This is a genomic window from Methylophilus sp. DMC16 (assembly GCF_056314045.1).
The window spans coordinates 936,742-962,171 of the sequence record NZ_JBQUZC010000001.1; the positions used below are offsets into that span (position 1 = coordinate 936,742).

The window sequence follows — 25,430 nt, forward strand, 5'->3', positions numbered from 1 at the left end:
GCCAGGCAGTCGCTTGCCGTTAAATACCAGCGAGCCTGAGTTGATAGTTTGCGGGCATAGATAAAAGTAAGCTTTGGATAAATGCGTCTTGGTCTTTAAACGCTTGCTCACTATCCGTATTGATTGATGACACTCTAAATAATAGACCATCAGGAATAAGTCCATGAATGCCATATCGTATTTGCTCAAGCTTTGCCTGTCGACCTCCTCTGACAACCTTTGTCCCCATCGTTGTCCAATAGGTGATGGGTTCATAACGTTGACCTTGATAAGCCAGCAGCCTTTTAACGGGGATTAACTTATTATCAATCCTTAAATCGTCATTAAACATCTTACTAATTTGAAAACCTTGTGCAGGATAACAGACCTCTGGATAATGCAGTGCCATTCCGTCACTTTGGTCTTCACCATAAGCAATGGTTAACATAATTTGAGTTCCATTTGCATTCACATAAGTTCTTGTTAACACTTGTGCATAGATTTTTTTGACTAGCTCATTCTGTTGAGGATTAACAAGTTGACTAGTTGGTAGTTCTAATAGTTGCCATTCAGCAAATTTAGATGGAATAATGACCTCTAAATTTAGCTTCTCTCCTTGGTCGGCCACTCTTACAGTCGGATGAACCAAATATGCAAATAATGAGGCCGCTACCATAAAGCACAGCATAATGATTTGACGCAGCATGATTAATCCGCCTCAACTTTATAGCGATGGGTTACAAACTTTTGTAGCATAGTATCCAATGCGATAATTAAAATGAGTGCAATCAAGAATAGCAACATTCCAGCAAAGCCATGGATGAACCCTTGACCTACCTCATCCCCAAAGTAATACGTAATTAATGTCAAACTGATGACTCTCACAACATTAGCAGTGAAAGAAATTGGAATGATCAAAATCGCTAACACTGTGTTTCTTAGAAGCGAATCATGTTTTACGAGGTTGAGGTACAACAATCCTAAAGCTTCGAGAGAAATTAGTGTGTGCATTCCAGCGCACGCATCTGCAACCATTAATTGATATTGGCCAATCTGCAAAATAACGCCGTTTCTCGCAATTGGATAATCAAACCAATACAACACATGCTCTGTGACGTTGGATACGGCAATTTTCATTGGCATGGTAACGCTATCAATAACGAACCCTGGCAAAGGGATCATAAAGAAAATGAAAAATATAGGGAACCAAAGTGCTTGCAAGGCCGGTGTTCCACGCATAACAAGCAAGATAGCGGACAAAACAAATAATTGAGACCCGATATCGAGCATTAAAATGTCTTGAGACCTACCTACAATGTACAGCACTAGACCAATCACAAATAAAGCCCAACCTGCAAACTCAGCGCCTTTTTCAGGAGCTGAAATATGCAGTCTTTGGTCGTCTAGCTTATTCCAAACTAAAAAAAGCACCACCATCAAGACCAATGGCCCATGGCCCTGATCATTAGTGGTCCACAATGTTTGCGCAAGATTAATATAAGTAGGAATGTAAAGAGCTAAAAAACCTAATATTACTAACAGCCATGGCTGAAGTTGCCTAGATACAAGTTGGCTCATGTTTGATGACTCTAAAATTCATTCATTAGTGCTGCTACCACTTCAACACCTGCCGCCTTAAGCTGCTCGGATACATTCTCAATATCATGAATACGAGTAAAGTCGACTTTTGACAGAAGCAAAGCACCCTGTGTTCTAGCAGAAACTAATTGTGCATCGGAATTTTCTGCAGCAGGAGCTGTATCTACAATGATCACATCGAATTTGTTTGAGAACTCGATCATTAACTGTGTAAATCTGTTACCACCTAGAAGCTCTTGTGGGTTAGGGGCCACAGTGCCAGCACCAAGCACACTCAAATCCAGGAAGGAATCAATTTTAGTAACGACCTCCAAGCCACACCGCATGGCAAGAATATCTGAAAGCCCTAGCTTCTCTTTTAGGTTAAAAATTTGATGCTGCTTAGGCGTCCTAAGATTTGCATCAATCAACAGAGTACGTTGTCCTAATTGAGAAAAAACGACAGCCAGATTTGCAGAAAGATAGCTTTTACCTTCGCCTGAGTTAGCAGAAACAATTGAAAGTGACTTATTTCCCTCCGAGAACCACCGTAAAATCAATTGACTACGCAGTGCTCGTAATGCCTCAACTTGCACTGAAAAAGGTTGATAAGCAGCTATCAATTCTGCACTAAATTTTGAATGATCACTTAAGTATGGGTAATCAAACTGCAATGACAACGCACGTTTCACATCATCATCGTTAATCAAACCCAACCGCTTTCCAGCATCACCAAACTTCAAACCGACTTCCTGTTGTAGATTGACAATTTTTTGAATGTCATTTGGGCCCAACTTTCCCATATCTACCAATAGTTTTCCAATAATGCCAATACGCTGATGCACGTTGTTTGGCAAGGCTTCAATCTTAGTGTTATCCATATTCATGTGTCCTTTAAAAACGAGGTAGGAGCTTAGGTAAATCTTTCTTAGCAAATAATGCTCTTTTTTGCTTTCTAGATTTGGATAACATCACAAAAATCGGCGCATCAATAATCTTTTCTAAATCTTGGCGACTTCTTACTTTCCTATCCCTGAACTCAAGCAAAAGCGCAATACCAATGCCCATCCAAATTCCTAACACTGCAGCGAGAAAAACATTCCGAATAGTTTTCGGGCTGGATGGACTTGAGGGCGGAATCGCGGTATTAAGAATAGATATATCACTTTCATTAGCCTTGCCTTCCAAACTGGTTTGATTCAGTCTTTGGTATACAGCATTGAATGCAGCCTGAGCGCTCTCAACATCATGCTGCAAAACTGACATTTGATCGCGAGAGCGATTTAAATCAAGTACTTTTTGCTTTTGCGCAGCGAGCGCCGTCTTTAGTTGTGCTTCATTTTGTTGATAAATCTTGGCGTTTCCACCAACACTAGTACTGATCCTCACAACCTCTAACTCAAGTTGTGATTTCAGTTTTTCAACTTCAGCTTGTGCTGCTTGATATTGAGGATGGTTACTTCCTAAGCGATTTCCCGTTTCGGCCAGCTTAGAGTTTGCTTGAGCAAGCGCGACCTTGAGATTTTGAATCACTGGACTTGACGCGATGTCAGGAGAAGCATCTCCGGATGAGCTTGCATTTTTCTGCCTGGAGGATGAATCGAGCGCTTGAGCTTGCACAACAATCAACTGTTGCGCCAATTGATTCAATTTGGCATTTTCAACATCTAAATTTTCTGCAACACTAGTTAACCCATTTTCTTGTTGATATTTTGATAGTTTGACTTGTGCCTCTTGCAGCTTATCCCGATAAAGCTTTGTTTGTGCCAGCAAGTAATCTGCTGCTTTTCGCGAAGGTTCTACCTTTAAATAAAGGCTAGCCTCTTGATACGCCTCTGCAAAAGCATTTGCAATCGCCGCGGAAAATTGTGGATCCGCTCCTTGGTAATTAATTTCTATCATGCTACTTTCACGAGAGGGTTTTACCTCAAGCTTAGTAAGTAAGATATCAGCTAACCAATCGTCAATCTTTACTAATCCATTTGTTGATTGTTCAAACTGCTGCTTGATTACAGGACTATTGGTCAACCCCAAATTCTGGACAACCTTCAATGCAACTGCATGACTGCTAATAATGTCTACCTGAGTAGCCATATATCCTGGCATCAATTGAGCAGGGGTAGCCAAACCGGTAACTGGGTCTACCCCTTTGTAATTGACAACCAAGGTTGTCGTAGCTGTGTAAGATTTAGGGAGCACCAAGCACAACAATACGACTAAGCCGACCACAAGTACAAATGACCAAATGATCACTTTGAGTCGAGCTTTTAGAATCAAAAAGAACTGCGTAAAATTCATAACTATGACCTTAAGAAACTAAAAATAATCAGTCGACTACAGAAGACTTTCATCAATGTAAAGCACATCCTCATCCATTAAAATGCTTGTAAGCTCGGAACCTTGCTTTGTAATAGCTCCATCAGCATTTTTACGATATAACTTCACACCCCTTTGCGTGCCACGAATTGTTAATCCGCCAGCTTTAGCAATTGCTTGCATCACGGTCATGTTTTTATCAATTTTATACATGCCTGGCCGCTGCACCTCACCATACACATACACTTGCGGGGCTTTTGGCACATAGAGTACATCACCTGGGTACACCTGTTTATTGTGTGCAGAGTTCGGTGCTTTAAACAGCTCGTCGATATTAATTTGCTCAGTCACTGGTGTACCAGAGATAGATGTAGTATAAAAAATGGTTTCCCCTGCAAATTCTGTTGGACCACCTGCGACTGAGATAAAGTCACTAATCTTACGCATCCCACCTTGAATACCATATTTGGCTGGGCGTAACAGTTGACCCACCACAGCCACATCACGAGACCCTACATAAATCGTTTCCCCCCCTGCTACAGTGGTTTCTTCTTTACTGGCATGTTGGTTGATCACATCATGTAAGTCGAGCTCGGTTCGCTTGTCGCCACGGACTACTGTCACAATTTCAGAACCATCAGGCGTGATTCCACCAGCTTCTGCAATGATATCTTTGACATCTGAAGGCCGAGTGACAGGATAGCGACCCGGTTTAAGAACCCCACCCAAGACAGATACTGTTTTACTCAAAAATTGGATTACTACGACTGAAACCTGGGGATTGGCAATAAAGCCTCCTTTTTTCAACTGCTCGGCAATAACCTTTTCAGCTTCAACGGTCGATAGCCCCCCTACACGCACCTCTCCAATTAAAGGAAAGGTTAAAATGCCATTCTCAGCGATCCTAATTTCACGCATTAACTCTGCGTCCCCATAAACGGTCACTTTTACAAAGTCCCCTGTACCTAATGTGTAATCTGCAAAGGCAAACGAAGGAATGAGCAAAGCGAAAAAAAACAAGCAACGCGTAAAAAATTTCATGTGTAGTTCTCAATTAGTAATTAATAAGCTTACATACTTAGACTTTAAAGATCATTAACAACGAGGTCTATAGCCCTTTTAAGCCATGATTGACGTCTGCCGATTCAAGCTCAGCTTTTGGATTAGGCTCTGACTTTAAATTGGGATCTAAAATCTCAATTTGAGCTAACTTTTTTAGTCGCTGCAACTCATCAAGAATTAACTGCTGACGTTTGCGCTCATTCACAGCCTTAGTAGCCATGTCAATGGCTTGTTGCTCTGTCAACGGAACCTCAGCAATATTAGCAACACTGCGCGCGACGACTTTAATATCATCATGCATAAAGAGTAAATCACCAACTTTGATTTGGTCTGCCAAACTGACCGCTTCTTTGGGTAGTGCCTCAGTAGGAATCGTTTCTTCAGCGATTTCAAAATGAACTTGATGACTGGTTAACCAAGACTTTAACTCTTCAGCATTACTAACTAGGCCTTGCAATCGACCCGGGTCAATTTTTGCGGGATTGTTTGCAAAAATAATATCTGATGTTGTGAAGACTTTACGCCTACTAAAAACCTCAGGGTGCTCAAGCATGAACTGTTGCACCTCTTTGTCATTGGCTTGACCGATTGCTGAGACTTTACGTGCTAAGTAGGCTTGAGCGTAAATTTGCGCGCGCGCTGTATCAACAAGCTGCATGACTTCGGGCGTACGATCAATATTAAGTTTGACGGCTTCCTGCACTAATAGCTGGCGGTCAATCAAGCTGTCGAGCATTTTTTTTGCTACTAGAGTTGGATTAGCTACAGGTACTTGCAATCGCTGCATCTCACCATTGACTTGATGCACGGTAATTTCATCACCATTCACTTTCGCAACCACCTGAGTTTGCTTACCTATAGGGTCACTGTTATTACAGGCTGATAAAGATGCAAGCAGCAGTGGTATAAGTGCAAAATTTTTCATGGCTTTTATCGTTTCTTTTTTAAGTGCGCTAATTTAAAACTGACTGTTTAAATTTTCAAATCCAAAGTTACACTTGAGGTAACATCATTATAATCAAAAGAGTTGTATCCACTAGATGCATCACGTGAGGACTTCGTTGAGTTAAAAATAAGGCTCACATTTTTAATTGGTTGCCATGTGACAGATGCTCCGATACTACTTTCCTCGTCTTTGCGACTGGGCAAACCAGATACAACAGGCTGCTTAAAGTCTCGTTCAGCATAACGACCATTAACACCAAAAATTAATTTTTCAGTAAAAAAGTAACTAAGATTTAAGGTGAGAGCATCTGTTGCAGCATAAGTGCTGTAGTTAGTCTCGAACGCACCAAGTATACGTGAAGCTTCAGTGCTCACTCTGAGTTTTCCAGTTAGCAAAATATCATAACGAATATATCCCAACCAGGCGCCATAGTCCCGCACACTAAAATGATTATACTCACGAGATAAATACGCAATTTTAGAGCTTAAATTACTTTTACCTAGACTTTTAAAAGTCACATCTAACTCAAACTCGTCCTCTGAATATCCATTATCAAGAAATGCCAAAGGAATAAGATCGCGCTGAATATCACTTGAACGCTTGTGTCCCAAGAAAGATAGATTAGTACCTGAGGGAAAATTATAACGCGCGCCATAATCGAATGCTTTGTAATCGTACCCAGCCACAGCATTGAATGTTTGACTATTTGTTGACTTGGATTGTGAAATTCCAGCGATTACAGCCCAAATCTTGTGTGGCGAATACTCTGCTCTGAATTGATTATTTTCAGTTGTTCGGATGTTTTGCACCTGAGATCTAAAATCTGCAAAACCAGCTAAAGTCTTGGTGCGATCACTGGATATGACACCAGTTAATGAAGGTGTTAATGTCCATTGCAACGCAGCATCATAGTTAACTGTTCCAAAGTCCAGAAAGTCATTTACTTGATACTTTGTATCAATATAATTAATGTTGACCAAAAGCCTTTGTTGAGAGTAACGTTTATCCAACCTGACCCCGGCGGTATAAGAGGAAACTTGATCAGAGATTTCATTGTTGCTCAGGCGAAAGAGGTTGTTGTCCCAGATACGATTGTAAGCTGTACTAAACTGCAATGTATCAAATTCGTCGGCGACTCCAATAGTCGAATAAAGTGATGATAAAAACCACATTAAGCGGCTCATCAATAAAGACTGTTTTATCTTTTTAGAATTTAATAACATGCATTAGCCGTGTTGAAGTTTAAGAATTTAGAAGTGAGTCTACTTGTTTTAATAATTATTCACGGAGGCCAAAGACAACTCTTACGTCAAGACCACACTTTTTTAAAATCCACTCATGCAAACTTCATTTCCCTCAAAGTTAGACATGATGATTCGATATGATTAAACTTTTTTGACAGATTACCATGTTCATTGAAGAGTTGCACCTGTACATCTGGGCGATTGCCTTAAATAAGACATTGATGCAACTATAACGGATGCGTTAAACTATGTTTGAGTCTTAATCAAAATAATTTTAATATCCATGACTACCAAACCCCCGATCAGAACACTTTCAGGCTTTTCTGCTGGTGCCAACAATCCACTCTACATGCTGGAGTCTCTTGTTGAGCCTCTGGTCATGGTATTTGTCTTGTGGGGATTGTTTATTTATACCGAAAACCGCATTCCGATGTCGATTTTTATTACATCTATTGTGCTGTTTTCTATCTCTTTTCCAAGTGGCGCCAAAATTCGCAAAGGCTTTGTAAAAATGTGCCGCGATGTCATTGGTCAATGGTTGGTGATTGCAACGTTTGTACTAACGTTTGCTTACATCACGCGTTACATTACACTTTATAGCGAAAAGCTCATTCTTGCATGGCTCATTGCAACACCTATTGTCCAAATTCTTGCACTGCAGCTTTTAAAGTTGGCCAGTCCGAAGCTGATTGAGTGGCAAGGTCCTCCGCAAAACACGCTGATTATTGGTTTGAATGAACAAGGCCTGTTGCTGGCGGATAACCTCCAACGCGACTACTACCAGCGTATTAATATCTTAGGTTTTTTTGAAGATCGTGCGCCGAATCGACTACCGCAAACAGACGCCTATCCGGTGTTAGGTAGCTTAAATGAGTTAAGTCGTTACTTAAAGTCGCACACTGTACATAAACTTTATATTGCATTGCCGATGTCCAGCCACCCTCGGATTTTAAAAATGCTGGATGATTTAAAAGATACGACGGCTTCAATCTATTTTGTGCCAGATATTTTTGTGACCGACCTTATCCAGGGCCGAGTCTCTGAAGTAAACGGTATTCCAGTCGTATCTGTCTGCGAGACGCCTTTTACTGGTGTAGATGGTGTGATCAAACGGACGGCAGATATTTTATTCTCGTTATTTGTTTTGATTTTAATCTCACCCATTTTGCTGGTCATTGCGTTAGGGGTAAAGTTAACTTCACCTGGGCCAATTATTTTCAAGCAACGCCGCTACGGTTTGGATGGACAAGAGATCCTAGTGTATAAATTTCGCTCGATGACGGTAACCGAAGATGGCAGCAAGGTGACACAGGCTACTAAAAATGACCAGCGGATTACGCCTCTGGGGGCTTTTTTACGTAAAACTTCACTGGATGAATTGCCTCAGTTTATCAATGTGTTGCAAGGCCGCATGAGTGTGGTTGGCCCGCGCCCGCATGCCGTTGCGCATAACGAGGAATACCGCAAGCTGATTAAAGGCTATATGGTGCGCCATAAAGTCAAACCTGGGATTACCGGTTGGGCACAGGTGAATGGCTTTAGAGGTGAAACAGACACCCTTGATAAGATGGAACAGCGCGTGCACTATGATCTGGAATATCTGCGGAACTGGAGCCCTCGCCTGGATATGTTGATTGTGGCAAAAACAATCTGGCTGACCATTGTCGGCCAAGACGGTGCTTACTGATAGCATCCGTTTTAAAGCGGATCATAAAAAAAGCCTGACAACGCCGTCAGGCTTTTTTTATGATGGTAAGCTTTGTTTACCAAGCTAAGGATACACGGAATAAGTGAGCGAGCGGGATAAAGTGCAAGGCGCACGGAACGCAGAAACCGAGATAGTACGCGGTGTACAGCGAGGTTTCGAGTACCCCGCAACGCAGTAATTGGCCCGCGTAGCCACTTATTCCGCGTATCCCTAACTTCACACCTCAATCTCACACACATGCGATTAATCGCTGTGCGTGGTCATTCTGGTCAACATCTGCCCGATCCAGCTCGGGCTCAAGCAATCTAACACTTCCACATCTTCCATACCACGTAACCAGGTGAGTTGGCGCTTCGCCAATTGCCGCGTCGCGTAGACGCCATGATCAGCCAGGGTGGGCAGGTCAATCTCGCCATTGAGGTGCTGCAACACCTGACGGTAACCGACGCAACGCATACTTGGTGTCTCAGTGGTGAGTTGCGGATAGGCACTGAGCAAGCCTTGAACTTCCTCGATAAAGCCTTGTTTCAGCATGGTTTCAAAACGATCGGCAATGCGATGATGCAAGACACTGCGATCGCTAGGCATGAGGGCGATTTTGAGGATATCAAACGGTAGCGTGACTTTTTCGGACTGCGCGCGCAGGACACTCATGGGCTGACCACTGATGCGATACACTTCCAAGGCGCGTTCGATGCGTTGTGAGTCCGTGGTATGGATTTTGGCAGCGACGCTGGGGTCTATGCTGGCTAATTGGGCATGCATGGCAGGCCAGCCAACCGCACTGGCTTCAGCTTCGATTTGCACGCGGATGACAGGGTCCGCCGGCGGCAAGTCGCTCAAGCCATGTTGCAAGGCGTTGAAATAAAGCATGGTGCCGCCCACGAGCACCGGGATGCGTCCGTTGGCGGTGGCCGTGTGCATGAGCGCTAACGCATCCTTGGCAAACTGGGCGGCGGAATACTGCTCTAGTGGTGTGATTAAATCAATTAAATGGTGTGGCGCCTGGCGCAAGGTCTCGGCATCGGGTTTGGCGGTGCCAATGTCCATGCCGCGATAGACGAGCGCAGAATCGACGCTGATGATTTCCACCGGAAAGCGCTGGGCTAGCGCAATGGTGGCGGCTGTTTTGCCACTAGCCGTCGGCCCCATAAAAAAGATCGCTGGCGGTAGATGGCTTTTATCTGGGGCTGGCATACAACAAATCAACAATGAAGATTAAACGTAAAAACAGTTATTGGTCGTATTTGACGTAACTAAAGCGGAGGTCATCTTGTGGTGTGCCCTCTAAGGCTGAGCCTGCTTGCTGAGCAGGTTGCCATTGAATCACCTCTTCAATTTTTCTGGCGAGTTCTATGTCTTTCATCGTGATACCTTTTGCGCTGTGCGTGCATAACTTGACGATGACAAAGGCATAAGAAACCGTCAGGTCAGGATGGTGCCAAGCGGCTTCTGCTAGATGACCGATGGTGTTAACCACCATCAGCGTCCCTTTCCAGCTATTGGTTTTATATTTGCGGCGTATCCAGCCCTCTTCATAGTACCAATGCGGCAAAGAGCTACTCAAAAGTTGTTGAATTTCCTGCTCGGTGAATACTTGCTCGGACATACGCGGCTCCAGACTGACTAAACATGTCAATCCTGCAGTATACCGCAGGTCGGGCGTTGACTTATAGGGGGCGGGCGCCCGTTGTTTGCATGGTTGCCAACATGGCTGTGATGACCGTTAAATCCGCACTGGTGCCGGGATTTAAGCGCTCCGCTTTGAGTGACTGATCCCAGGCCAGCAATACAGGCAGGTAGGTTTTAGGATTATCTAGCGCCAGCAGTGCCTGATAATGCTGCCCGGCGGTAGTTTGCACCTCATGCGCTGTCTGCAAGCCATATTTGCGCACAATATGACTATCCGGCACGCTGGAAAGCCAGTACAAATAAGCCGCCGTCAACGCCCAAGCGGGACGTTCCCAGCGTTGGCATTGTTCAAGATAAAGGGGCAGCGCTTCCTCAAAAAGACGGGCATAGCCCTCATTATATTGACGGCCGATTTCATCCTGCGCGCTGGCCAGTTGCATGGCTTGCAACAAGGTGATCTGTGGCGCTTCTGAAACATCATGCTCACTGCGCTGCCCCATGCCGGCCGGATTCACCAGACGAATCCCGGCATAGACCGCTGCCGCATCCTCCACCGTGGTCTGCTGCAAGACTTGCTGCAAGCCGGTCTTTAACGGCAAAGCCGCATAATCCACCGTAGCCTGCACCAGCGGCGCGGCCAACAAGACAATCCCCAAATTGGTATTGCAACCGACTTGGGTGTAGGTGGCCTGCAAGGCCTGCAAAATACGTTGCCCAAGGCTGCGCTTGCCAAATTGTGCATCATCACACAGCGCAGGTGCCGAGACGTGTGCGCTCTCAACGAAATGCTGGACCTGCATGCCATGACCATCAGCAAAAATATGCACATTGCCGGGCTTGAGCGCTTCGAGCTCGGCCAGGCAAGCCTGCAAATAAGCGGTTTGAATCTGTGCATTCATCTGCATCATTTAAGTATCAGCCAGCTGTAACACATCATTGACCAGCACATCCGCAATGTCAAACGAGGTAATACTTTGCAGCCCACGCCAGGCCGGGATACTGTTGACCTCGATCACCCACAATTTGCCATGCTTGTCCCGCATCACGTCGACCCCGGCATAGGCGATATTCACGGCCTGTGCAGCGCGCACGCCAATGTCAGCCACATCCTGTTCGTCACAGGCACTGCAACGTGCACCACGCGCCACATTATGCAACCAGCTGTCACCTTGCCGCTGCATCACGGCAATCGGCTCTCCGCGCACCACAAACACACGGTAATCATGCTGGTAAGGCCCGCACTCAATTTTTTCCTGCAAGTAATACACGCCATCAACGAAAGGGTCTTGCGGCAAGGCAAACTGCTGACGGCTTTCGATGAGACGCACGCCTTTGCCTTGCGAGCCAAACAACGGCTTGATCACCAGCGTTTTTCCAGTATCCAGTGCCTGCTGCATCAACATATGCGCAATGTGCCGATGCTCACAGACCCAGGTAGCTGGCGTCGCCACGTCCTGCTCTGCCAGCAATTGACTGGTAAGCCCTTTATCCACCGTGGTTTCGATGGCACGTGCCGAGTTATAAATGACAATGCCCTGCCGCTGCAAAGTATGCAGCAGGTTCATGCGCGTAATAATTTGTTGTGTCGTGCCTGCGGCCACCCCACGCACAAAGGCCATGGGGGCTGGTTGCGTCAAGCCGGGGATATGAATCAGCACCTGCTGATTGGCGATACTCAGATGACAGCTATCCAGTGACACCATCAGCGCTTGCCAGCCACGACGGGCAAACGCCTGAGCCAAGCTCTGCCCATGCCAGCCACCGGCCTGGGCCACTTCGTCAGTAAAAATAGGAACAACTTGCATAAGGCTTGTACGATGACGCAGGTGCAGGTTTTGAGACCTGACGCCTGCCCTCGGAACATATTAAATCACTTGAGATTTAGCTACCAAAAGATTGATTTAAAAGATCTTCATTAAACTTTCCAGCAAAGAATGTGCGGCCTGTTTTCACATTGCTGACACTGACTTTGGCCGGTGAGAATAACATCGGGTCAATCTGGTAAAAGTCCATATTGACCGCTTTAAATACCTCAGCAAAAGGACGACCATAGTCTTTGGAGGCGGAAGAAGGTAATTGTGTTGCCAGGGCTTCTGCCGCAGCATCGTCCGTATTCACAAACAACTGCACAAAGCCACCAAACAAAATCGCATCATTGGTGCGGCCCATGCCGACGATAAAGTCTGGCGATGGTGCAGGCACCGGCGCAATCCCGTAGCCATCCACAATGGCAGATAAATCAAAATGCAAGGCGTGACATTTATGCAAGGCAACTTCGAGCACGCGTGCGGTCACTTGTAATGAACCGGCCACACTGCGTGTGGGCGTCAGGATAAAGGTGAGTTTATTCGCCGGAAGCCCGGTGTCTTTGGATACTTTTTCAATCACGGCGGCAGGCGGCACCTTGTCAGTTTCAAGCACCAATACCGATTGCTCGCCCTGGTCGCGATAATTGATGTCTTTAAACACCTCTTCACGCTGCGCAATCGCCCGTGCAGGGCCGCTACCCAGCGAAAAGAATTTCTCATGGGACAGCGCCCAACCAGCATACTGGCTGCCCAGGCAGGCAATCACCGGTTGTTTGGCCGTAACCACCACACTTAATGGCCAGTTGGCAAATTGCGGCACATGGCGCAAGGCCACATTACCGAGTCCGCCCATACAGATTTCAGCAATCAGGCGACCTGCTTCCAATCCTCCCGGCACTTGAATGCCCGCATCGACGATGGTTGCCCCTGTCTCGTGCGTGGATACCGCACAGCCCAAGGCGGCTGCATTGGCAACCAGCTCAGCAACGAGCGGTGCGCTGTAGCGTTGAACGCTAATGCTTGACGGTTGCTCATTAGTGGATATTGAATTCGATGTGCTTGCAGACATACGTCCCCCATAATTTTTCAAGTTGTGTTTTTTGGTCTTGCAAGGCCGCGTGCACCTCGCGCGCGGTCTCTGCTTCAGCATAAAGACTGCACACCGGTTGTCCGGCTGCAATCTCATGGGTTGTTGGCCGATCTTCTACCCATTCTGGCCAGTCGAGTGAACCGACCGTGATAGCCTGTTGGGCATAAACCATGCAATGGCTGGCGTAGCCTGTCGGTCGATTCAGTGCAGGCCCTTGCGCTTGCTGGCAACTGGCCAGATGTGCTTGTATCAGAGGCATCTGGCTATACAATCGCATGCTGGCACTGAGTCGTGGATTGATCTCGAGCACATGTAAAGTGCCCTCTACCCAGATCGCATCCAGGCTATTCAAGCCTATCAAATTTAAGTTTGGCAGGAGCGCGTTCAACACTTGCTGCGCTGCCGCCCATATTTTTTCATCGTGCAGGCGGCTCGCGCCGGCGTAGGTAAAGCCGCCGGGGCGCTGTTTGAGCGCATGAACGCCAATCAGCTCGCATGCGTTCGACTGGGCGATAAACAACAGACCAACGGCCTGGCCCGCTTGAAAAGCTTGCCAATAGGCTTGGTCAGAAGCTACAAACGGCGCTGTCGCTGCGCAATCGTCGATCTGCACATGTCCGCCACCGCATGCTCCAATCTGTTTATACAGCCAAGTACCAGAAACCGGCTTTTTCCTTGCCACCACCGGGGATGCAATACCGCTGCGCTCACAAGTCTGCTGCAATACGAAAGGGTCCTTCACCTGCATCACGACCTCAGCAGCATTGGCGTACACCGGATAGCGCTCGCACAATGCTTGATACGCTTTTGTATTGGCTTCAAATCCTGAACCGAACACAACGGCCTCTGGCGCAAACGTATCGAGTTGCGCAAGCAGGTCGGCCATCACGTGTGCAGCCCCGGGGTTGTCAAACCCTGGCCAGATAAAACAGGCTTGTGCGGCTTGTCGCGTCTCGGCATCTGCAAACGCGTCCACTGCCAACACGTCAAAGCCCTCACGTCGTGCCATCTGGCTATAAATGCGTGCACTGTGCGACAAAATGGCCAACCGCAAGCGCAGCCTATTCTACGTGCGCACAGGCATATTCATATGCCTCGTGATAGTCAATGTGCATCGGGCTCTCGCTCTGCAACATTTGCTCCAGCAATTTATTCTGGGTGACATATTTGAGCTGACCAATCGCCAGCGCACCAAAACCGGCGACTTGGGTGCCTTCAATCATGCCACCATTCGAGAAGGTGTCGACGCCTTCAATGCCAGACGGCGGTACGGCATTGACATCTGCAACCACCTTCAGTGTTTTGGAGTTGGCGAAATGACGCACTTCGAGCACACGCACGCCGGCCGGGGTTGCACACAATGCCACGCTGGCTTCGTTCAACACCGCCATTTTCGCAGCTTCATTGCTACCATCCACCACTTGTAATTTGACGTCGTAACTGGTCGACAACTTGTCCACATAAGCCTGCATGCTGGCGATTTCGGCATGGGCCACCATTAGCACCGTTGCGCCCTGGCGTGCCGCGATCAATGCCGCGGTAGAACCCACCGTACCACTGGCACCAAAAATGGCGACTTTTTCCTTGCCCAGGCCGCTGCCGGACTTTTGCAAGTAAAAATCAACCTTGGCCAACATGGCTGCAGCGGTTGTAAACGCGCCAGAGGGATCGGAAAAGGTATGACACTCAAAAGGTTTGAACATGGCACTACGTGCCTGCTTCTGCATTTCAAGCGCGACTTGAATATCACGGCCGCCAAAAAACAAGGCCTGTTGTTTGAGGCCACTCGGACTGCGGGAGAAAATGGCATCCTGAGTCAATGGAATGATTTCATTCAGGGTGACGTCGGTATAAGAAATAATTTTTTCATAGCCTGCATCAAATGCCATATTGACATCAAATGGACTCGCATTTTTTGCGGCTGTAAACAAATGCATAATGCTGGTTTTCTTCATTGTTCCCCCTGAAACCGTTTGTTAAATAGATTCATGCTCAAATATACACACTAAGAGCCCCGTTCAAAATCAAGAGCAGACCGTGAAAATTGTAACTTTTCAAAATTATCTTAATAAAAGTTAATCGACAGATGCCTTGACCTCAATCAAGGCTGGCGAATTTATGGCTGCCGTGACGATAAACCCCAGTGCAGGCCGATCTTCATACCGGGCAAGCAATTGCATCTGCAAGGCTACCGCTGCTGCACGCGTTGGTAATAACACAAATCCGGTCGGCCCCCAGGAGGTTTGCCCCAAGCCACGATGCCCCTGCGCTTTGAGCTGCTCCAGAATCTGGCTGACGCCTTGGCTGGCGTAGAGGCCACCCTGGGCCGGGGCAAAATACTCGGCATTGTAGGCTTGCAAATCGCCTACAAACTGGCTGAATGCAGCGAAATCCTGCTCGATTAAAGCAGGCAGCCCGTGACTGAGCAGTTGCTGCTGTATCGCCTGGGTGGCTGCGGCCGATTGCGGGGCCAATTGTTGGAATGCTGTTTTTTCACCTTGCCCATGCAGGCCATCGCGGCTATTGTCGGTGATTAGCAAAAAATGCCAGTCTTGCGGAAACGCATGCCTAACCAGAATGGGAGGCACCACGGTATTCGGGCCACGGCCGCCATCGACAATCAAGCCGCCCTGAACAAAGGTACCAATGCCTATGCCCGAACGACCACCACGCTGATGCAAGGCTGCAATGTGCGATTCAGTGAGTGTGTGAGCAAACAGGTGATTGAGGGCGACGCCAATGGCGAGGGCCATCTGCGTGCCTGAGCCCAGCCCACCATGGCGAGGGATTGCCTGCTGTATATTCAGATTGACGGCTTGTTGCACGCCAAGCGCAGCCAGATGACGGTGTACAATGGCAGCGGCCCAGCTATCCAGTGGCGCAGACTGTGGGCCAATACTGGCAGTCAGCGAGGTTTGAAAGGCATCGATCGCCACCCCCATGCTACCAAACCGGCGCGTATCGTCCGCACCGAGGTTAAAAAAACCCAGGTGCAAACGCCCATAAGTGGCCACACTGACCGAACGATCGACAGGGATCTGAGCATTCATGGCATTAATATTATTTAGTGTGAAAAAAATTATTTCACGTCTTTGACGTTGACGTGACATTAAAACATGATTTTGGCATAATGCACGGAATAAAAGTCATTCTATAATCAGACGATGTCTGGCAAACGGCCTCTATTTATCGAATTCAATCCATTGCATTTCGCGATAGATTATCACCAGTTTTAAATCATTAAGGGTTTTATATGGTAAGTCATGTTATTCCATTTGAGAATCTACGAAACACCGATGTGCCATCCGTGGGCGGCAAGAACGCTTCACTGGGTGAAATGATTTCTCAGCTCTCTGCCAAAGGTGTGCGCGTTCCGACTGGTTTTGCAACGACCGCAGATGCCTACCGTGAATTTTTAGCGCAAGGCGGACTGAACAACAAGATTAACGATTTGCTAGACAAGCTAAATGCTGATGACACGCAAGAACTGGCTCGCGTAGGCGCGCAAATTCGCCAATGGATCATGGAAGCCGAGTTCCCCCCTGTCCTGCAGGCGGCGATTGCTGACAATTATGCCAAATTGATTGAAAAATCAGCGCCAGGGACCACGTTTGCGGTGCGCTCTTCTGCAACCGCTGAAGATTTGCCTGATGCTTCTTTTGCCGGTCAGCAAGAATCCTTCCTCAACATTCATGGCCTGGACAACATCAACCACGCCATCAAGGAAGTGTTTGCTTCTTTATATAACGACCGCGCTATCTCCTACCGTGTACACAAAGGCTTTGTGCACGCCGATGTTGCCTTGTCTGCGGGTGTGCAGCAAATGGTACGTTCAGACATTGGCTGTGCCGGTGTGATGTTTACCATTGATACTGAATCCGGCCACCGTGATGTCGCGTTCATCACCTCGTCTTATGGCTTGGGTGAAACGGTGGTGCAAGGCGCGGTCAACCCGGATGAGTTTTATGTACATAAGCCATTGCTGGCGCAAGGCAAGCCAGCCATTGTGCGTCGCACCATGGGCTCAAAACTGATCAAGATGATATTCTCGGATGCGACACAAGCCGGAAAATCCACCCACACCGTGGAAGTTGATCCAGCTGAAAGCAACCGTTACTCCCTGACTGATGCGGACATTCTGGAATTGGCCGGCTATGCCATGACGATTGAACAGCATTATGGCTGTCCAATGGATATTGAATGGGGTAAAAACGGTCTGGATAACAAACTGTACATCCTGCAAGCCCGTCCTGAAACAGTGAAATCCCAGGAAGCGGCCAACAATGTCACAGAAACCTTCAAGCTGCAAAAACACGCCTCCGTGCCAGTGGTCGCCGGCCGTGCTGTGACACAAAAAGTAGGCGTGGGTCCTGTGCGTATCGTGCTGGATCCCTCTGAAATGCATGAAGTACAGCCAGGGGATGTTCTGGTTGCCGACATGACTGACCCGAACTGGGAACCCGTCATGAAGCGCGCCAGCGCTTTGGTGACTAACCGTGGCGGCCGCACTTGTCACGCAGCGATTATTGCACGTGAACTGGGCATTCCAGCGATCGTAGGCTCGGTCAACGCGACTGACCTGTTGCGCGATGGCGAGATTGTGACGGTGTCTTGTGCAGAAGGTGAAACCGGCTTTGTCTATCACGGTGCGCTGGACTATGAAGTGTCTACGCAATCCAATAGCGAGCTGTCCAAACCACCCTGCAAGATCATGATGAACGTTGGCAACCCGGATATGGCGTTTACCTTTGCGCAAACCCCAAATGACGGTGTAGGTCTGGCTCGCCTGGAATTTGTGATTAACAACATGGTTGGCATTCATCCGAAAGCTATCCTGAACGTTGACGCCATGCCGGCAGCCATACAGGCGACGATCAAGAACCGTGCCCGCGGCTATGCCAGCCCCAAACAGTTCTACATCGACAAAGTGGCCGAAGGCGTGGCAACCATTGCCGCTGCTTTCTATCCAAAACCAGTGATTGTGCGTACTTCAGACTTCAAGTCTAACGAATACAAAAAACTGGTCGGTGGAGACATTTATGAGCCCGATGAAGAAAACCCAATGATTGGTTTCCGTGGTGCAGCACGCTACATGGCTGAAGACTTTAAAGAGTGTTTTGCCATGGAATGTCAGGCCATGAAAAAAGTACGTGATGAAATGGGCTTGTCCAATGTTGAGTTGATGATTCCGTTTGTTCGCACGCTGGAAGAAGCGCGTGCCGTGACCGAAATCATGGCAGCCAATGGCCTGAAGCGCGGCGAAAATGGTCTGCGCCTGATTATGATGTGTGAAATCCCAGCCAACGCCTTGCTGGCAGAGCAGTTCCTGGAGTACTTTGATGGCTTCTCCATCGGTTCCAATGACCTGACACAGCTGACATTGGGCATGGACCGTGACTCAGGCATCCTGGCCGATGGGTTTGACGAGCGTAATGATGCAGTGAAAGTGCTGTTGAAGATGGCCATCAATACGTGCAACCGTCTGGGCAAATACGTCGGGATTTGCGGTCAGGGTCCTTCTGACCACGAAGACTTTGCTGAGTGGCTGGTTGCCGAAGGCATCCAATCCGTGTCGCTGAATCCGGATACCGTGGTTGCGACCTGGCAACGTCTGACAAAAAAATAAGCAGTCAGTATTAAAACAGCATTTGACTTGAGGTACCCACCTGTATGAATCACCGTTCTGTATTTATTATTTCTGATGGTACGGGGATTACGGCGGGTGCCTTGAGCAAGCTGCTCGAGCATTTTCCAAACACACAATTCACCACGACCCGCCTGCCTTTCACCGATAACGATGAAAGAGTACAAGCCGCGTTTGAACATATCCAACGAGTGGCTGAGCAGGATGGGATTCGTCCTATCGTCATTATGTCCATCGGTAACGGTGAGCATCGTAATCATTTAAAGCAGGCCAACGCTTACTTTATTGACCTGTTCCATCGCTTTATCTACCCGCTGGGATCCGAGCTTAACCAAGAGCCGCTGACTGGCGCCAGCATTGCGTATAGCGTCAAAGGGCAAAGTTATCTTGAGCGCATGGAGGCGATTAACTTCACGCTCAACCACGACGATGGCATGACTAACTCGGGGCTGGATGAAGCGGATGTGATTCTGATCGGGGTTTCTCGTTGCGGGAAAACACCGACGAGTATTTACCTGGCCATGCAGTTTGGTATCAAGGCGGCCAATTATCCATTGATTCCAGAAGACTTTGAACGCGGTGCCCTGCCCGCGGCTTTACAAAAAAACCTGGACAAAATCTTTGGTCTGACCATCAAACCTGAGCGTCTGCACTCGGTGCGTAACGAGCGCCGTCCAGACAGCTTTTATGCCTCCATGGATAACTGCCGTAAGGAAATCGAAATTGCCGAAGGCATGATGCGTAAGGCTGGCATTCCATGGGCGGACTCGACGAGCCGCTCGATTGAAGAGCTGGCGGCATTGATCCTGCAAAAAATTCGCCAGCGTTAAGCTGGCGTTTTTTTGTTACTTTTCCCCAATATCAGGGATGATGCAGCCAAGTCGCGACTCAGGCAATTAAGCCGCCATGGCCATATCACGTGATTGGCTCACAGCAGGCTTGGCTGGTGCAGATTGCGGTTTCAGCATATCAGCACGCCAGAAATAATAAAACTCGCGCGAAACACTCAAGAAGGTATGCTGGGAACCCAGTGCATTGAACAGAGGCAGATTGCGATCGACCATTTGGCGATAGCTGTGTGATTGCTTGTACGACACATGACGCAACGAAAGTAACAGACATTTCGCCATGCGCATGCGCTCCTTGAATACCGATGGCTCGTAACCACGCATCAGTATCACCTGCTCAAATGCATCTATTGTTTGTTTTTCCTGGCTATTCAATACGGTTTTATCCAACTCATACCAATGCTTGAACAGCTCATCCTGCGTGACGGTGGTCACCGGTGTTGTGCCACTAAAGACTTTCGCCTGGCTCATGGCGGCAATCGCCTTGATGTCGCGTACCCAAAACGAGAAAAACTCACGAATCACCGGTAAGACCGTTGGAATCTCTGCCGGATCAATACCGGCAATAAAGCGGTCTACGGCCTGACGATAATGGCTACCATCTGCAGGAATATCTTTCAAAAATGCACTTAACCGAACAATGACAAATTCACGCTGTACCAGAACACGTTGGCTGACGCCCTGACCGGTCAGCAGCCTGACATACGCTTTTTGCGCTTCTTGTTCGCGGTTCATTTCCATATTTGACTCCCACTATTTCTTTTTAGGATCACTCACTTAAGGCAAGTGTTTACAGCTTTATCTTAAAACAGCTGTGGGTGTATCAAACATGCGATCAAATCGGGAAATGCCCTATATTTCAGCGTATCGCACCCTCCCTGATAAAGTAAACAGAGAAAAGTGACGATGAAGCTCACATTAAGCGCTGACCTTTAATCTACGCACGAAAAACAGCAACAACGCGCTCACGCCTGTCATTGCGAGCATGGCGGAGGCAAGTGTCAAGGGCGAGTGCCATACCAATGGCACCACCAATGCCGAACTCAAGGTAGAACAGAGCATTTGCATAAATGCCTGTGCCGAGGCAGCCGTCCCCCGTAATTTTGGATAACAATCCAGCGCGGCAATGGATAGCACCGGCATGGCCGTCGCCATGCCGATATTGAATAAGGCAATAGGCAAAATTGCTAACCACCAGGCCTCATGCAGCTGATCACTTGCCGCCACTTGCACGCAGACATTCAATATTGCAATGGCGACCATCCAGGCAAATGCCCAGCGTAACAGCCTGGCCGCAGCGACCTTACCCGCTGTATAGCGAGAAATCCATGAGCCCAGCATCATTCCGGTGACCGTAGGAATAAACAGGTAGCCAAATTGCTGGCTATTTAAATGCAGATGTTTGACCAGAAACACCGGGCTGGCCAGCACATAAATAAAAAACGCCGAAAAATTCAGACCGAGGCAGGTGATCAGGCATAGAAACAGCCGGTTCTTAAGCATTTGCCCATAGGTGTGGGCGATACCAGCCACTGAAAAAGCAATGCGTTTTTCAGGGGTGACGGTCTCGGGAAGATGACGCACCGCCATCCAGAGGGCAACCGCCGCATATAATGCCAGAAAGAGAAAAATGGCTTGCCAATGGATGCCCAGCAATACGCCGCCCAGAATGGGAGCCACCGCAGGCGCAATGCCAAAGAGCAATTGTACCGTGGCCATCACCCGTTGCGCTTGCGGCCCGTCAAACAGGTCGCGTACCATCGCGCGTGCCACCGTGTTACCTGCCCCGCCACTGACGCCCTGTAGCGCGCGGAACAGCCATAAGGTCTGGACGTTTGGTGCAAATGCACAACCGAGGCTGGCCAGCATAAAAATCGCCAGGCCCCATTTGATCGTGGTAATGCGTCCAATCGCATCTGAAATCGCGCCATGACAAAGCGTCATCACAGCATAAGGGAGCAGATATAAGGTCAAACTCTGCTGGATCGCCAGCTCATCTGTGCCGAATTCAGCGGCCATCACATGAAAGGCTGGCAGATAAGTGTCAATTGCAAACGGGGCTAAAGCAGCGAGCATGGCCAGCACCAGGACCAAAAGAGAAGCACGGGAAAGCAAAATAAATACCCTTTTAAAAAGCAAAGGTGCCAACAGGCACCTTTGACATTATGCAGGCGAGCAAGGAATCAAGGCAATGCGTGAAACTGCTCAATACGCTCTTTGTCACCTTCTACATATTTCTTGGAATTTTTATCGTTACGGAAAATGATCGGTTGCTCACGTAACAAAGGGTTTTCCGAATCCTTGATTGCTTCATCAATTAAATGTCGATGCGGTGACTTGGTGCAGACCGGATCAGCAGCCTCAGCATCGCCACTGAGCAAATAAGACTGGCAGCGGCAGCCACCGAGGTCTTTTTCTTTTTCATCGCAACTGCGGCAAGGTTCCTTGAGCCAATCCATGCCACGATATTTATTGAAGGCTGGCGATTCATTCCAGGCCCACTCCAGCCCATGTTCCCGCACATTCGGGAAGGTCAGTCCGGGTAGCGCACGTGCAGAATGGCAAGGCAATACGTCGCCATTGGCGGTGACGATCATAAACACCTCGCCCCAGCCGTTCATGCATTTTTTAGGTCTATCGGCAAAATAATCCGGCACGACAAAAAATACTTTCATCTTGTTGCCTACCCGCTCACGAAAAGCGTTGGTCATGCGCTCGGCCTCTGCCAGCTGTTCGCGCGTCGGCATCAGCTGGCTACGGTTGACCAGGCTCCAGCCATAATATTGCGTATTGGCCAGTTCGACATAATCGGCCCCCAGCGCTTCGGCCATCTCAAGAATCTTGTCGACATGCCCAATGTTATAGCGGTGAATCACCACATTTAACACCATGGGATAGCCATGGTCTTTGATCATGGCCGCGACTTTTTTCTTGAGTTCGAAGGTTTTGGTATTGGTGATGAAGTTGTTGATTTCTTCAGTGATATCGTGCATAGATAACTGAATATGATCCAGGCCGCCTTCTTTAAAGGCCTGAATACGTTTTTCGGTCAGCCCAACGCCAGAAGTAATCAGGTTGCTGTAGTAGCCCAGCTTGTGCGCTTCTGCCACAATTTCTTCAATATCATCGCGTAACAAAGGCTCCCCGCCGGAAATGCCCAGCTGTATCGCCCCCATTTTTCTGGCTTCACGCAAGGCTCTGATCCACTCCTCGGTGCTTAATTCGTTTTTGGTATGTTTGTCATAATCGGTCGGGTTATAACAGAAGGCGCAATGCAATGGACAGCGATAGGTGATTTCCGCCAGCAACCATAAAGGCTGTTTGCGCGTCACGCTGGATGCTACACCGTTATTCATTTGTGCCATGTTGTTACCTTTGCTTAATTGATTTTGCGTAGCCAGGCTTTACCCAACGCCAGGTCAAACATGCCGACGATATCGGATTCAATATCTTCCGCGTCGGGAAACGTGGCCTTCAGATCAGCCACGATCTCACCGACACTGGTCTTGCCATCCACACGTTTCAGAATTTCGCCTGCGCCGCCATGCAATTTGACCATGCCTTCAGGAAACAGAATGACATAACTCTGCTGTGCCTCTTCCCATTGAAAGCGATGATGCAAGGCAATGGCGTAAATATCTGAATGTTGAATGTTGTTTTCCATCACAATGCTTTCGCTTATCTGAATTTAATCACGGGCTGACGCGTATAGTCGCGGTCTTCAACCTTGACCTGCGTAGAGGCCAGCATGATGGCATCAGCAATCACCCACAAGACATCCAGCTTGAATTGCAGAATGTCCAGCGCACGCAACTGCATGTCACGGCTGACACTGAAATAATCCAGCGTAATATCCAAGCCCTGCTCAACGTCACGACGGGCTTCGGTCAAACGCTTTTTAAAGTAAATAAAACCTTCTTCTTTTACCCACGGATACATGGTGGGCCAGGAACTGATGCGTTGCTGGTGGATGTGTGGTGCAAACAATTCGGTGAGGCTGGAGCAGACACTTTCTTGCCAAGGGCGCTGACGGGCAAAGTTCACATAAGCATCTACCGCAAAACGGACGCCAGGTGACACCAGCTCGAGTGAGGTCACCTGTTCACGTGTCAGGCCCACGGCCTCCCCCAGTTTGACCCAAGCCTCGATGCCACCCTCAGACCCTTCATAGCCATCATGGTCCGTAATCCGGTGAATCCAGCCTTTACGCACTTCTTTATCCGGGCAGTTAGACATGATAGCCGCATCTTTTTGCGGGATCATGATCTGGTAGTAATAGCGGTTGGCAACCCAGCATTGCAGTTGCTCTTTGCTCAACTTGCCCTCATACATCAACATATGTAGCGGGTGATAGATGTGATAGCCCTGCCCTTTTTCACGGAGTTTGGCTTCAAACTCCTCGCGGGACCATGGCAAGTTATCGTGGCTGACTGCGTTCATAATGCTCTCCTATAGAATGATGTCCATGCCGTCGTACGCCACCTCGATCTTGTGATCGGACAGAATGGCGCGTTCGGCGGAATCTTCCCTTAAAATCGGGTTGGTATTGTTGATATGAATCAGTACCTTACGCACTGCTTTATCCGTACCAAACTTGTCCAACTCTTCTATCATGCCGCCTGGGCCAGACTGGGGATTATGACCGATGCTACGTGCAGTCTTGGTCATCAAGCCCATGTCCAGCATTTCAGTATTGGTCCAAAAAGTGCCATCGACCATAATGCAATCCGCCTGGTGCATCAGTGGTGGTAAATGCGGCTCAATTTCTGCCAGCCCTGGGGAATACCAGCACTTTTTGCCTGTGGTGATTTCTTCAATCAATACGCCTATGGTATCGCCCGGATGCGGGTCATTGCGGTGTGGCGAATATGGTGGCGCTGCGCTCTTTAAGGCCACGGCAGTAAACCGCAGATTGGGCACGTTGGGAATCTCAAAACTGTGCGCATGGCTGATATCACTGGCATCAATCGGGATTTCATGATGATTCACGCCACAATAATGGCCCAGAATATTCAGAATCTGGTTGCCAGAGGTCAAGTCGCCATAGACGGCCTGTGTACAATAAATCTCACGCTTGACCTGGCCTTCACGCAACATGAACAAGCCTGTCGTGTGGTCAATTTGCGCATCAATCAAAATGATCGCCTGGATGCCTGAGTCACGGATGGCGCGCCCAGGTTGCAACGGTGGAAACTCCTGGATCTGCTGCAATACATCTGGGGAGGCATTGAACAACACCCAGTCGATGCCATTACTGGAGACACAGATGGATGATTGCGTACGGCGTTTGGCCTTGATCGTGCCTTTACGCAGACCATCACAGTTCTGACAATTACAATTCCACTGCGGAAAGCCCCCGCCTGCCCCGGCACCTAAAACATGTATATGCATAATCGCTCGTTATTCCATTGGATCTTTTAATCGTGTTGTACCGCTGCATCATACAACAATTCTGTGTTTGCACTTGCAGCAACAGCTTGCCACTTGTTCATCAGTAAGACTGGCATCATACGCATGCGTTGCAGTCAGAGCCTGCTACTCACAATGATTCCCCCCTCATGATTATCATGAGCAC

The 25,430-nt window shown here is 48.1% G+C and carries 24 protein-coding genes; 3 read left to right on the forward strand and 21 right to left on the reverse strand.

Annotated elements, in window-relative coordinates:
- Positions 1–19: 19 nt before the first annotated feature.
- The 7 genes from epsI to epsL form a co-directional block, all read right to left on the reverse strand.
- The gene (epsI, locus tag ACT53D_RS04565; RefSeq protein ID WP_476154715.1) at positions 20–685 is read right to left on the reverse strand and encodes an exosortase-associated protein EpsI, B-type; all 666 of its coding nucleotides are present in this window, start codon (positions 683–685) and stop codon (positions 20–22) included.
- A 2-nt stretch (positions 686–687) separates the two neighbouring features.
- Positions 688–1,557 (reverse strand): exosortase B, encoded by an 870-nt coding sequence (gene xrtB / locus ACT53D_RS04570; protein ID WP_476154717.1) that lies wholly within the window; start codon positions 1,555–1,557, stop codon positions 688–690.
- A gap of 11 nt (positions 1,558–1,568) precedes the next feature.
- Positions 1,569–2,438: a chain length determinant protein tyrosine kinase EpsG gene (gene epsG / locus ACT53D_RS04575; RefSeq protein WP_476154719.1), complete on the reverse strand. Its 870-nt coding sequence runs from the start codon at positions 2,436–2,438 to the stop codon at positions 1,569–1,571.
- Between the two features lie 13 nt (positions 2,439–2,451).
- Positions 2,452–3,855, reverse strand: a complete 1,404-nt coding sequence (gene epsF, locus ACT53D_RS04580; RefSeq protein WP_476154721.1) for a chain length determinant protein EpsF — start codon at positions 3,853–3,855, stop codon at positions 2,452–2,454.
- 36 nt (positions 3,856–3,891) lie between these two features.
- The gene (locus tag ACT53D_RS04585; RefSeq protein WP_476154723.1) at positions 3,892–4,914 is read right to left on the reverse strand and encodes an SLBB domain-containing protein; all 1,023 of its coding nucleotides are present in this window, start codon (positions 4,912–4,914) and stop codon (positions 3,892–3,894) included.
- A 67-nt stretch (positions 4,915–4,981) separates the two neighbouring features.
- Complete coding sequence (locus tag ACT53D_RS04590) at positions 4,982–5,860, reverse strand: EpsD family peptidyl-prolyl cis-trans isomerase (RefSeq protein WP_476154725.1); 879 nt, start codon at positions 5,858–5,860, stop codon at positions 4,982–4,984.
- Between the two features lie 47 nt (positions 5,861–5,907).
- Positions 5,908–7,104, reverse strand: coding sequence for an XrtB/PEP-CTERM-associated polysaccharide biosynthesis outer membrane protein EpsL (gene epsL / locus ACT53D_RS04595; RefSeq protein ID WP_476154727.1), 1,197 nt, complete (start codon positions 7,102–7,104; stop codon positions 5,908–5,910).
- A gap of 370 nt (positions 7,105–7,474) precedes the next feature.
- On the opposite strand from epsL, the gene ACT53D_RS04600 reads away from it, so the two are divergent.
- The gene (locus ACT53D_RS04600) at positions 7,475–8,812 is read left to right on the forward strand and encodes an undecaprenyl-phosphate glucose phosphotransferase (protein ID WP_194747474.1); all 1,338 of its coding nucleotides are present in this window, start codon (positions 7,475–7,477) and stop codon (positions 8,810–8,812) included.
- A gap of 264 nt (positions 8,813–9,076) precedes the next feature.
- Here the strand turns inward: ACT53D_RS04600 and miaA are convergent, their stop codons facing one another.
- The 8 genes from miaA to ACT53D_RS04640 all read right to left on the reverse strand — a co-directional run bounded on the left by miaA (position 9,077) and on the right by ACT53D_RS04640 (position 16,413).
- Positions 9,077–10,030, reverse strand: a complete 954-nt coding sequence (miaA, locus tag ACT53D_RS04605) for a tRNA (adenosine(37)-N6)-dimethylallyltransferase MiaA (RefSeq protein ID WP_476154729.1) — start codon at positions 10,028–10,030, stop codon at positions 9,077–9,079.
- A gap of 37 nt (positions 10,031–10,067) precedes the next feature.
- Positions 10,068–10,442 (reverse strand): 4a-hydroxytetrahydrobiopterin dehydratase, encoded by a 375-nt coding sequence (locus ACT53D_RS04610; RefSeq protein WP_194746812.1) that lies wholly within the window; start codon positions 10,440–10,442, stop codon positions 10,068–10,070.
- 61 nt (positions 10,443–10,503) lie between these two features.
- On the reverse strand, positions 10,504–11,364 hold the full coding sequence (locus ACT53D_RS04615; protein WP_476154731.1) for a triphosphoribosyl-dephospho-CoA synthase: 861 nt from the start codon (positions 11,362–11,364) through the stop codon (positions 10,504–10,506).
- A 9-nt stretch (positions 11,365–11,373) separates the two neighbouring features.
- Entirely contained in the window at positions 11,374–12,270 is an 897-nt protein-coding gene (locus tag ACT53D_RS04620) for an ATP-grasp domain-containing protein (RefSeq protein WP_476154733.1), read from the reverse strand.
- A gap of 76 nt (positions 12,271–12,346) precedes the next feature.
- Positions 12,347–13,342: a methenyltetrahydromethanopterin cyclohydrolase gene (gene mch / locus ACT53D_RS04625; RefSeq protein ID WP_275355092.1), complete on the reverse strand. Its 996-nt coding sequence runs from the start codon at positions 13,340–13,342 to the stop codon at positions 12,347–12,349.
- Positions 13,308–14,417 (reverse strand): ATP-grasp domain-containing protein, encoded by a 1,110-nt coding sequence (locus ACT53D_RS04630; protein ID WP_476154735.1) that lies wholly within the window; start codon positions 14,415–14,417, stop codon positions 13,308–13,310. The genes mch and ACT53D_RS04630 overlap by 35 nt, the downstream gene beginning before the upstream one ends.
- A gap of 7 nt (positions 14,418–14,424) precedes the next feature.
- The gene (locus ACT53D_RS04635) at positions 14,425–15,318 is read right to left on the reverse strand and encodes an NAD(P)-dependent methylenetetrahydromethanopterin dehydrogenase (protein WP_194746816.1); all 894 of its coding nucleotides are present in this window, start codon (positions 15,316–15,318) and stop codon (positions 14,425–14,427) included.
- A 120-nt stretch (positions 15,319–15,438) separates the two neighbouring features.
- Positions 15,439–16,413, reverse strand: coding sequence for a GHMP family kinase ATP-binding protein (locus tag ACT53D_RS04640; RefSeq protein WP_476154737.1), 975 nt, complete (start codon positions 16,411–16,413; stop codon positions 15,439–15,441).
- 203 nt (positions 16,414–16,616) lie between these two features.
- Here ACT53D_RS04640 and ppsA point away from each other — a divergent pair, with 203 nt between their 5' ends.
- Together ppsA and ACT53D_RS04650 are read left to right on the forward strand one after the other, a co-directional pair.
- Positions 16,617–18,989 (forward strand): phosphoenolpyruvate synthase, encoded by a 2,373-nt coding sequence (gene ppsA / locus ACT53D_RS04645; RefSeq protein WP_194746818.1) that lies wholly within the window; start codon positions 16,617–16,619, stop codon positions 18,987–18,989.
- Between the two features lie 44 nt (positions 18,990–19,033).
- Entirely contained in the window at positions 19,034–19,837 is an 804-nt protein-coding gene (locus tag ACT53D_RS04650; RefSeq protein WP_275355085.1) for a pyruvate, water dikinase regulatory protein, read from the forward strand.
- 66 nt (positions 19,838–19,903) lie between these two features.
- Here the strand turns inward: ACT53D_RS04650 and ACT53D_RS04655 are convergent, their stop codons facing one another.
- The 6 genes from ACT53D_RS04655 to pqqB form a co-directional block, all read right to left on the reverse strand.
- The gene (locus ACT53D_RS04655) at positions 19,904–20,596 is read right to left on the reverse strand and encodes a hypothetical protein (protein WP_476154740.1); all 693 of its coding nucleotides are present in this window, start codon (positions 20,594–20,596) and stop codon (positions 19,904–19,906) included.
- 177 nt (positions 20,597–20,773) lie between these two features.
- Positions 20,774–21,973: a multidrug effflux MFS transporter gene (locus ACT53D_RS04660; protein WP_275356370.1), complete on the reverse strand. Its 1,200-nt coding sequence runs from the start codon at positions 21,971–21,973 to the stop codon at positions 20,774–20,776.
- Positions 21,974–22,038: 65 nt separating this feature from the next.
- Complete coding sequence (gene pqqE / locus ACT53D_RS04665) at positions 22,039–23,220, reverse strand: pyrroloquinoline quinone biosynthesis protein PqqE (protein WP_194746821.1); 1,182 nt, start codon at positions 23,218–23,220, stop codon at positions 22,039–22,041.
- A 14-nt stretch (positions 23,221–23,234) separates the two neighbouring features.
- Entirely contained in the window at positions 23,235–23,519 is a 285-nt protein-coding gene (gene pqqD, locus ACT53D_RS04670) for a pyrroloquinoline quinone biosynthesis peptide chaperone PqqD (RefSeq protein WP_194746822.1), read from the reverse strand.
- A gap of 14 nt (positions 23,520–23,533) precedes the next feature.
- A complete protein-coding gene (gene pqqC, locus ACT53D_RS04675; protein WP_275355082.1) occupies positions 23,534–24,295 on the reverse strand; it encodes a pyrroloquinoline-quinone synthase PqqC in 762 nt (253 codons plus the stop codon).
- Positions 24,296–24,304: 9 nt separating this feature from the next.
- Complete coding sequence (gene pqqB, locus ACT53D_RS04680) at positions 24,305–25,246, reverse strand: pyrroloquinoline quinone biosynthesis protein PqqB (protein ID WP_194746824.1); 942 nt, start codon at positions 25,244–25,246, stop codon at positions 24,305–24,307.
- Positions 25,247–25,430 lie beyond the last annotated feature (184 nt).

What these genes read in the sequence shown, in the direction of transcription:
- epsL (WP_476154727.1), bottom strand. Translation starts at nt 7,104, where the DNA reads ATGTTATTAAATTCTAAAAAGATAAAACAGTCTTTATTGATGAGCCGC.
- ACT53D_RS04590 (WP_476154725.1), bottom strand. Translation starts at nt 5,860, where the DNA reads ATGAAAAATTTTGCACTTATACCACTGCTGCTTGCATCTTTATCAGCC.
- ACT53D_RS04615 (WP_476154731.1), bottom strand. Translation starts at nt 11,364, where the DNA reads ATGAATGCACAGATTCAAACCGCTTATTTGCAGGCTTGCCTGGCCGAG.
- epsI (WP_476154715.1), bottom strand. Translation starts at nt 685, where the DNA reads ATGCTGCGTCAAATCATTATGCTGTGCTTTATGGTAGCGGCCTCATTA.
- pqqB (WP_194746824.1), bottom strand. Translation starts at nt 25,246, where the DNA reads ATGCATATACATGTTTTAGGTGCCGGGGCAGGCGGGGGCTTTCCGCAG.
- ACT53D_RS04655 (WP_476154740.1), bottom strand. Translation starts at nt 20,596, where the DNA reads ATGGAAATGAACCGCGAACAAGAAGCGCAAAAAGCGTATGTCAGGCTG.
- ACT53D_RS04620 (WP_476154733.1), bottom strand. Translation starts at nt 12,270, where the DNA reads ATGCAAGTTGTTCCTATTTTTACTGACGAAGTGGCCCAGGCCGGTGGC.
- xrtB (WP_476154717.1), bottom strand. Translation starts at nt 1,557, where the DNA reads ATGAGCCAACTTGTATCTAGGCAACTTCAGCCATGGCTGTTAGTAATA.
- ppsA (WP_194746818.1), top strand. Translation starts at nt 16,617, where the DNA reads ATGGTAAGTCATGTTATTCCATTTGAGAATCTACGAAACACCGATGTG.
- epsF (WP_476154721.1), bottom strand. Translation starts at nt 3,855, where the DNA reads ATGAATTTTACGCAGTTCTTTTTGATTCTAAAAGCTCGACTCAAAGTG.
- ACT53D_RS04635 (WP_194746816.1), bottom strand. Translation starts at nt 15,318, where the DNA reads ATGAAGAAAACCAGCATTATGCATTTGTTTACAGCCGCAAAAAATGCG.
- ACT53D_RS04650 (WP_275355085.1), top strand. Translation starts at nt 19,034, where the DNA reads ATGAATCACCGTTCTGTATTTATTATTTCTGATGGTACGGGGATTACG.
- ACT53D_RS04600 (WP_194747474.1), top strand. Translation starts at nt 7,475, where the DNA reads ATGCTGGAGTCTCTTGTTGAGCCTCTGGTCATGGTATTTGTCTTGTGG.
- ACT53D_RS04585 (WP_476154723.1), bottom strand. Translation starts at nt 4,914, where the DNA reads ATGAAATTTTTTACGCGTTGCTTGTTTTTTTTCGCTTTGCTCATTCCT.
- mch (WP_275355092.1), bottom strand. Translation starts at nt 13,342, where the DNA reads ATGTCTGCAAGCACATCGAATTCAATATCCACTAATGAGCAACCGTCA.
- pqqD (WP_194746822.1), bottom strand. Translation starts at nt 23,519, where the DNA reads ATGGAAAACAACATTCAACATTCAGATATTTACGCCATTGCCTTGCAT.
- ACT53D_RS04610 (WP_194746812.1), bottom strand. Translation starts at nt 10,442, where the DNA reads ATGTCCGAGCAAGTATTCACCGAGCAGGAAATTCAACAACTTTTGAGT.
- pqqE (WP_194746821.1), bottom strand. Translation starts at nt 23,220, where the DNA reads ATGGCACAAATGAATAACGGTGTAGCATCCAGCGTGACGCGCAAACAG.
- epsG (WP_476154719.1), bottom strand. Translation starts at nt 2,438, where the DNA reads ATGGATAACACTAAGATTGAAGCCTTGCCAAACAACGTGCATCAGCGT.
- ACT53D_RS04640 (WP_476154737.1), bottom strand. Translation starts at nt 16,413, where the DNA reads ATGAATGCTCAGATCCCTGTCGATCGTTCGGTCAGTGTGGCCACTTAT.
- miaA (WP_476154729.1), bottom strand. Translation starts at nt 10,030, where the DNA reads ATGCCAGCCCCAGATAAAAGCCATCTACCGCCAGCGATCTTTTTTATG.
- pqqC (WP_275355082.1), bottom strand. Translation starts at nt 24,295, where the DNA reads ATGAACGCAGTCAGCCACGATAACTTGCCATGGTCCCGCGAGGAGTTT.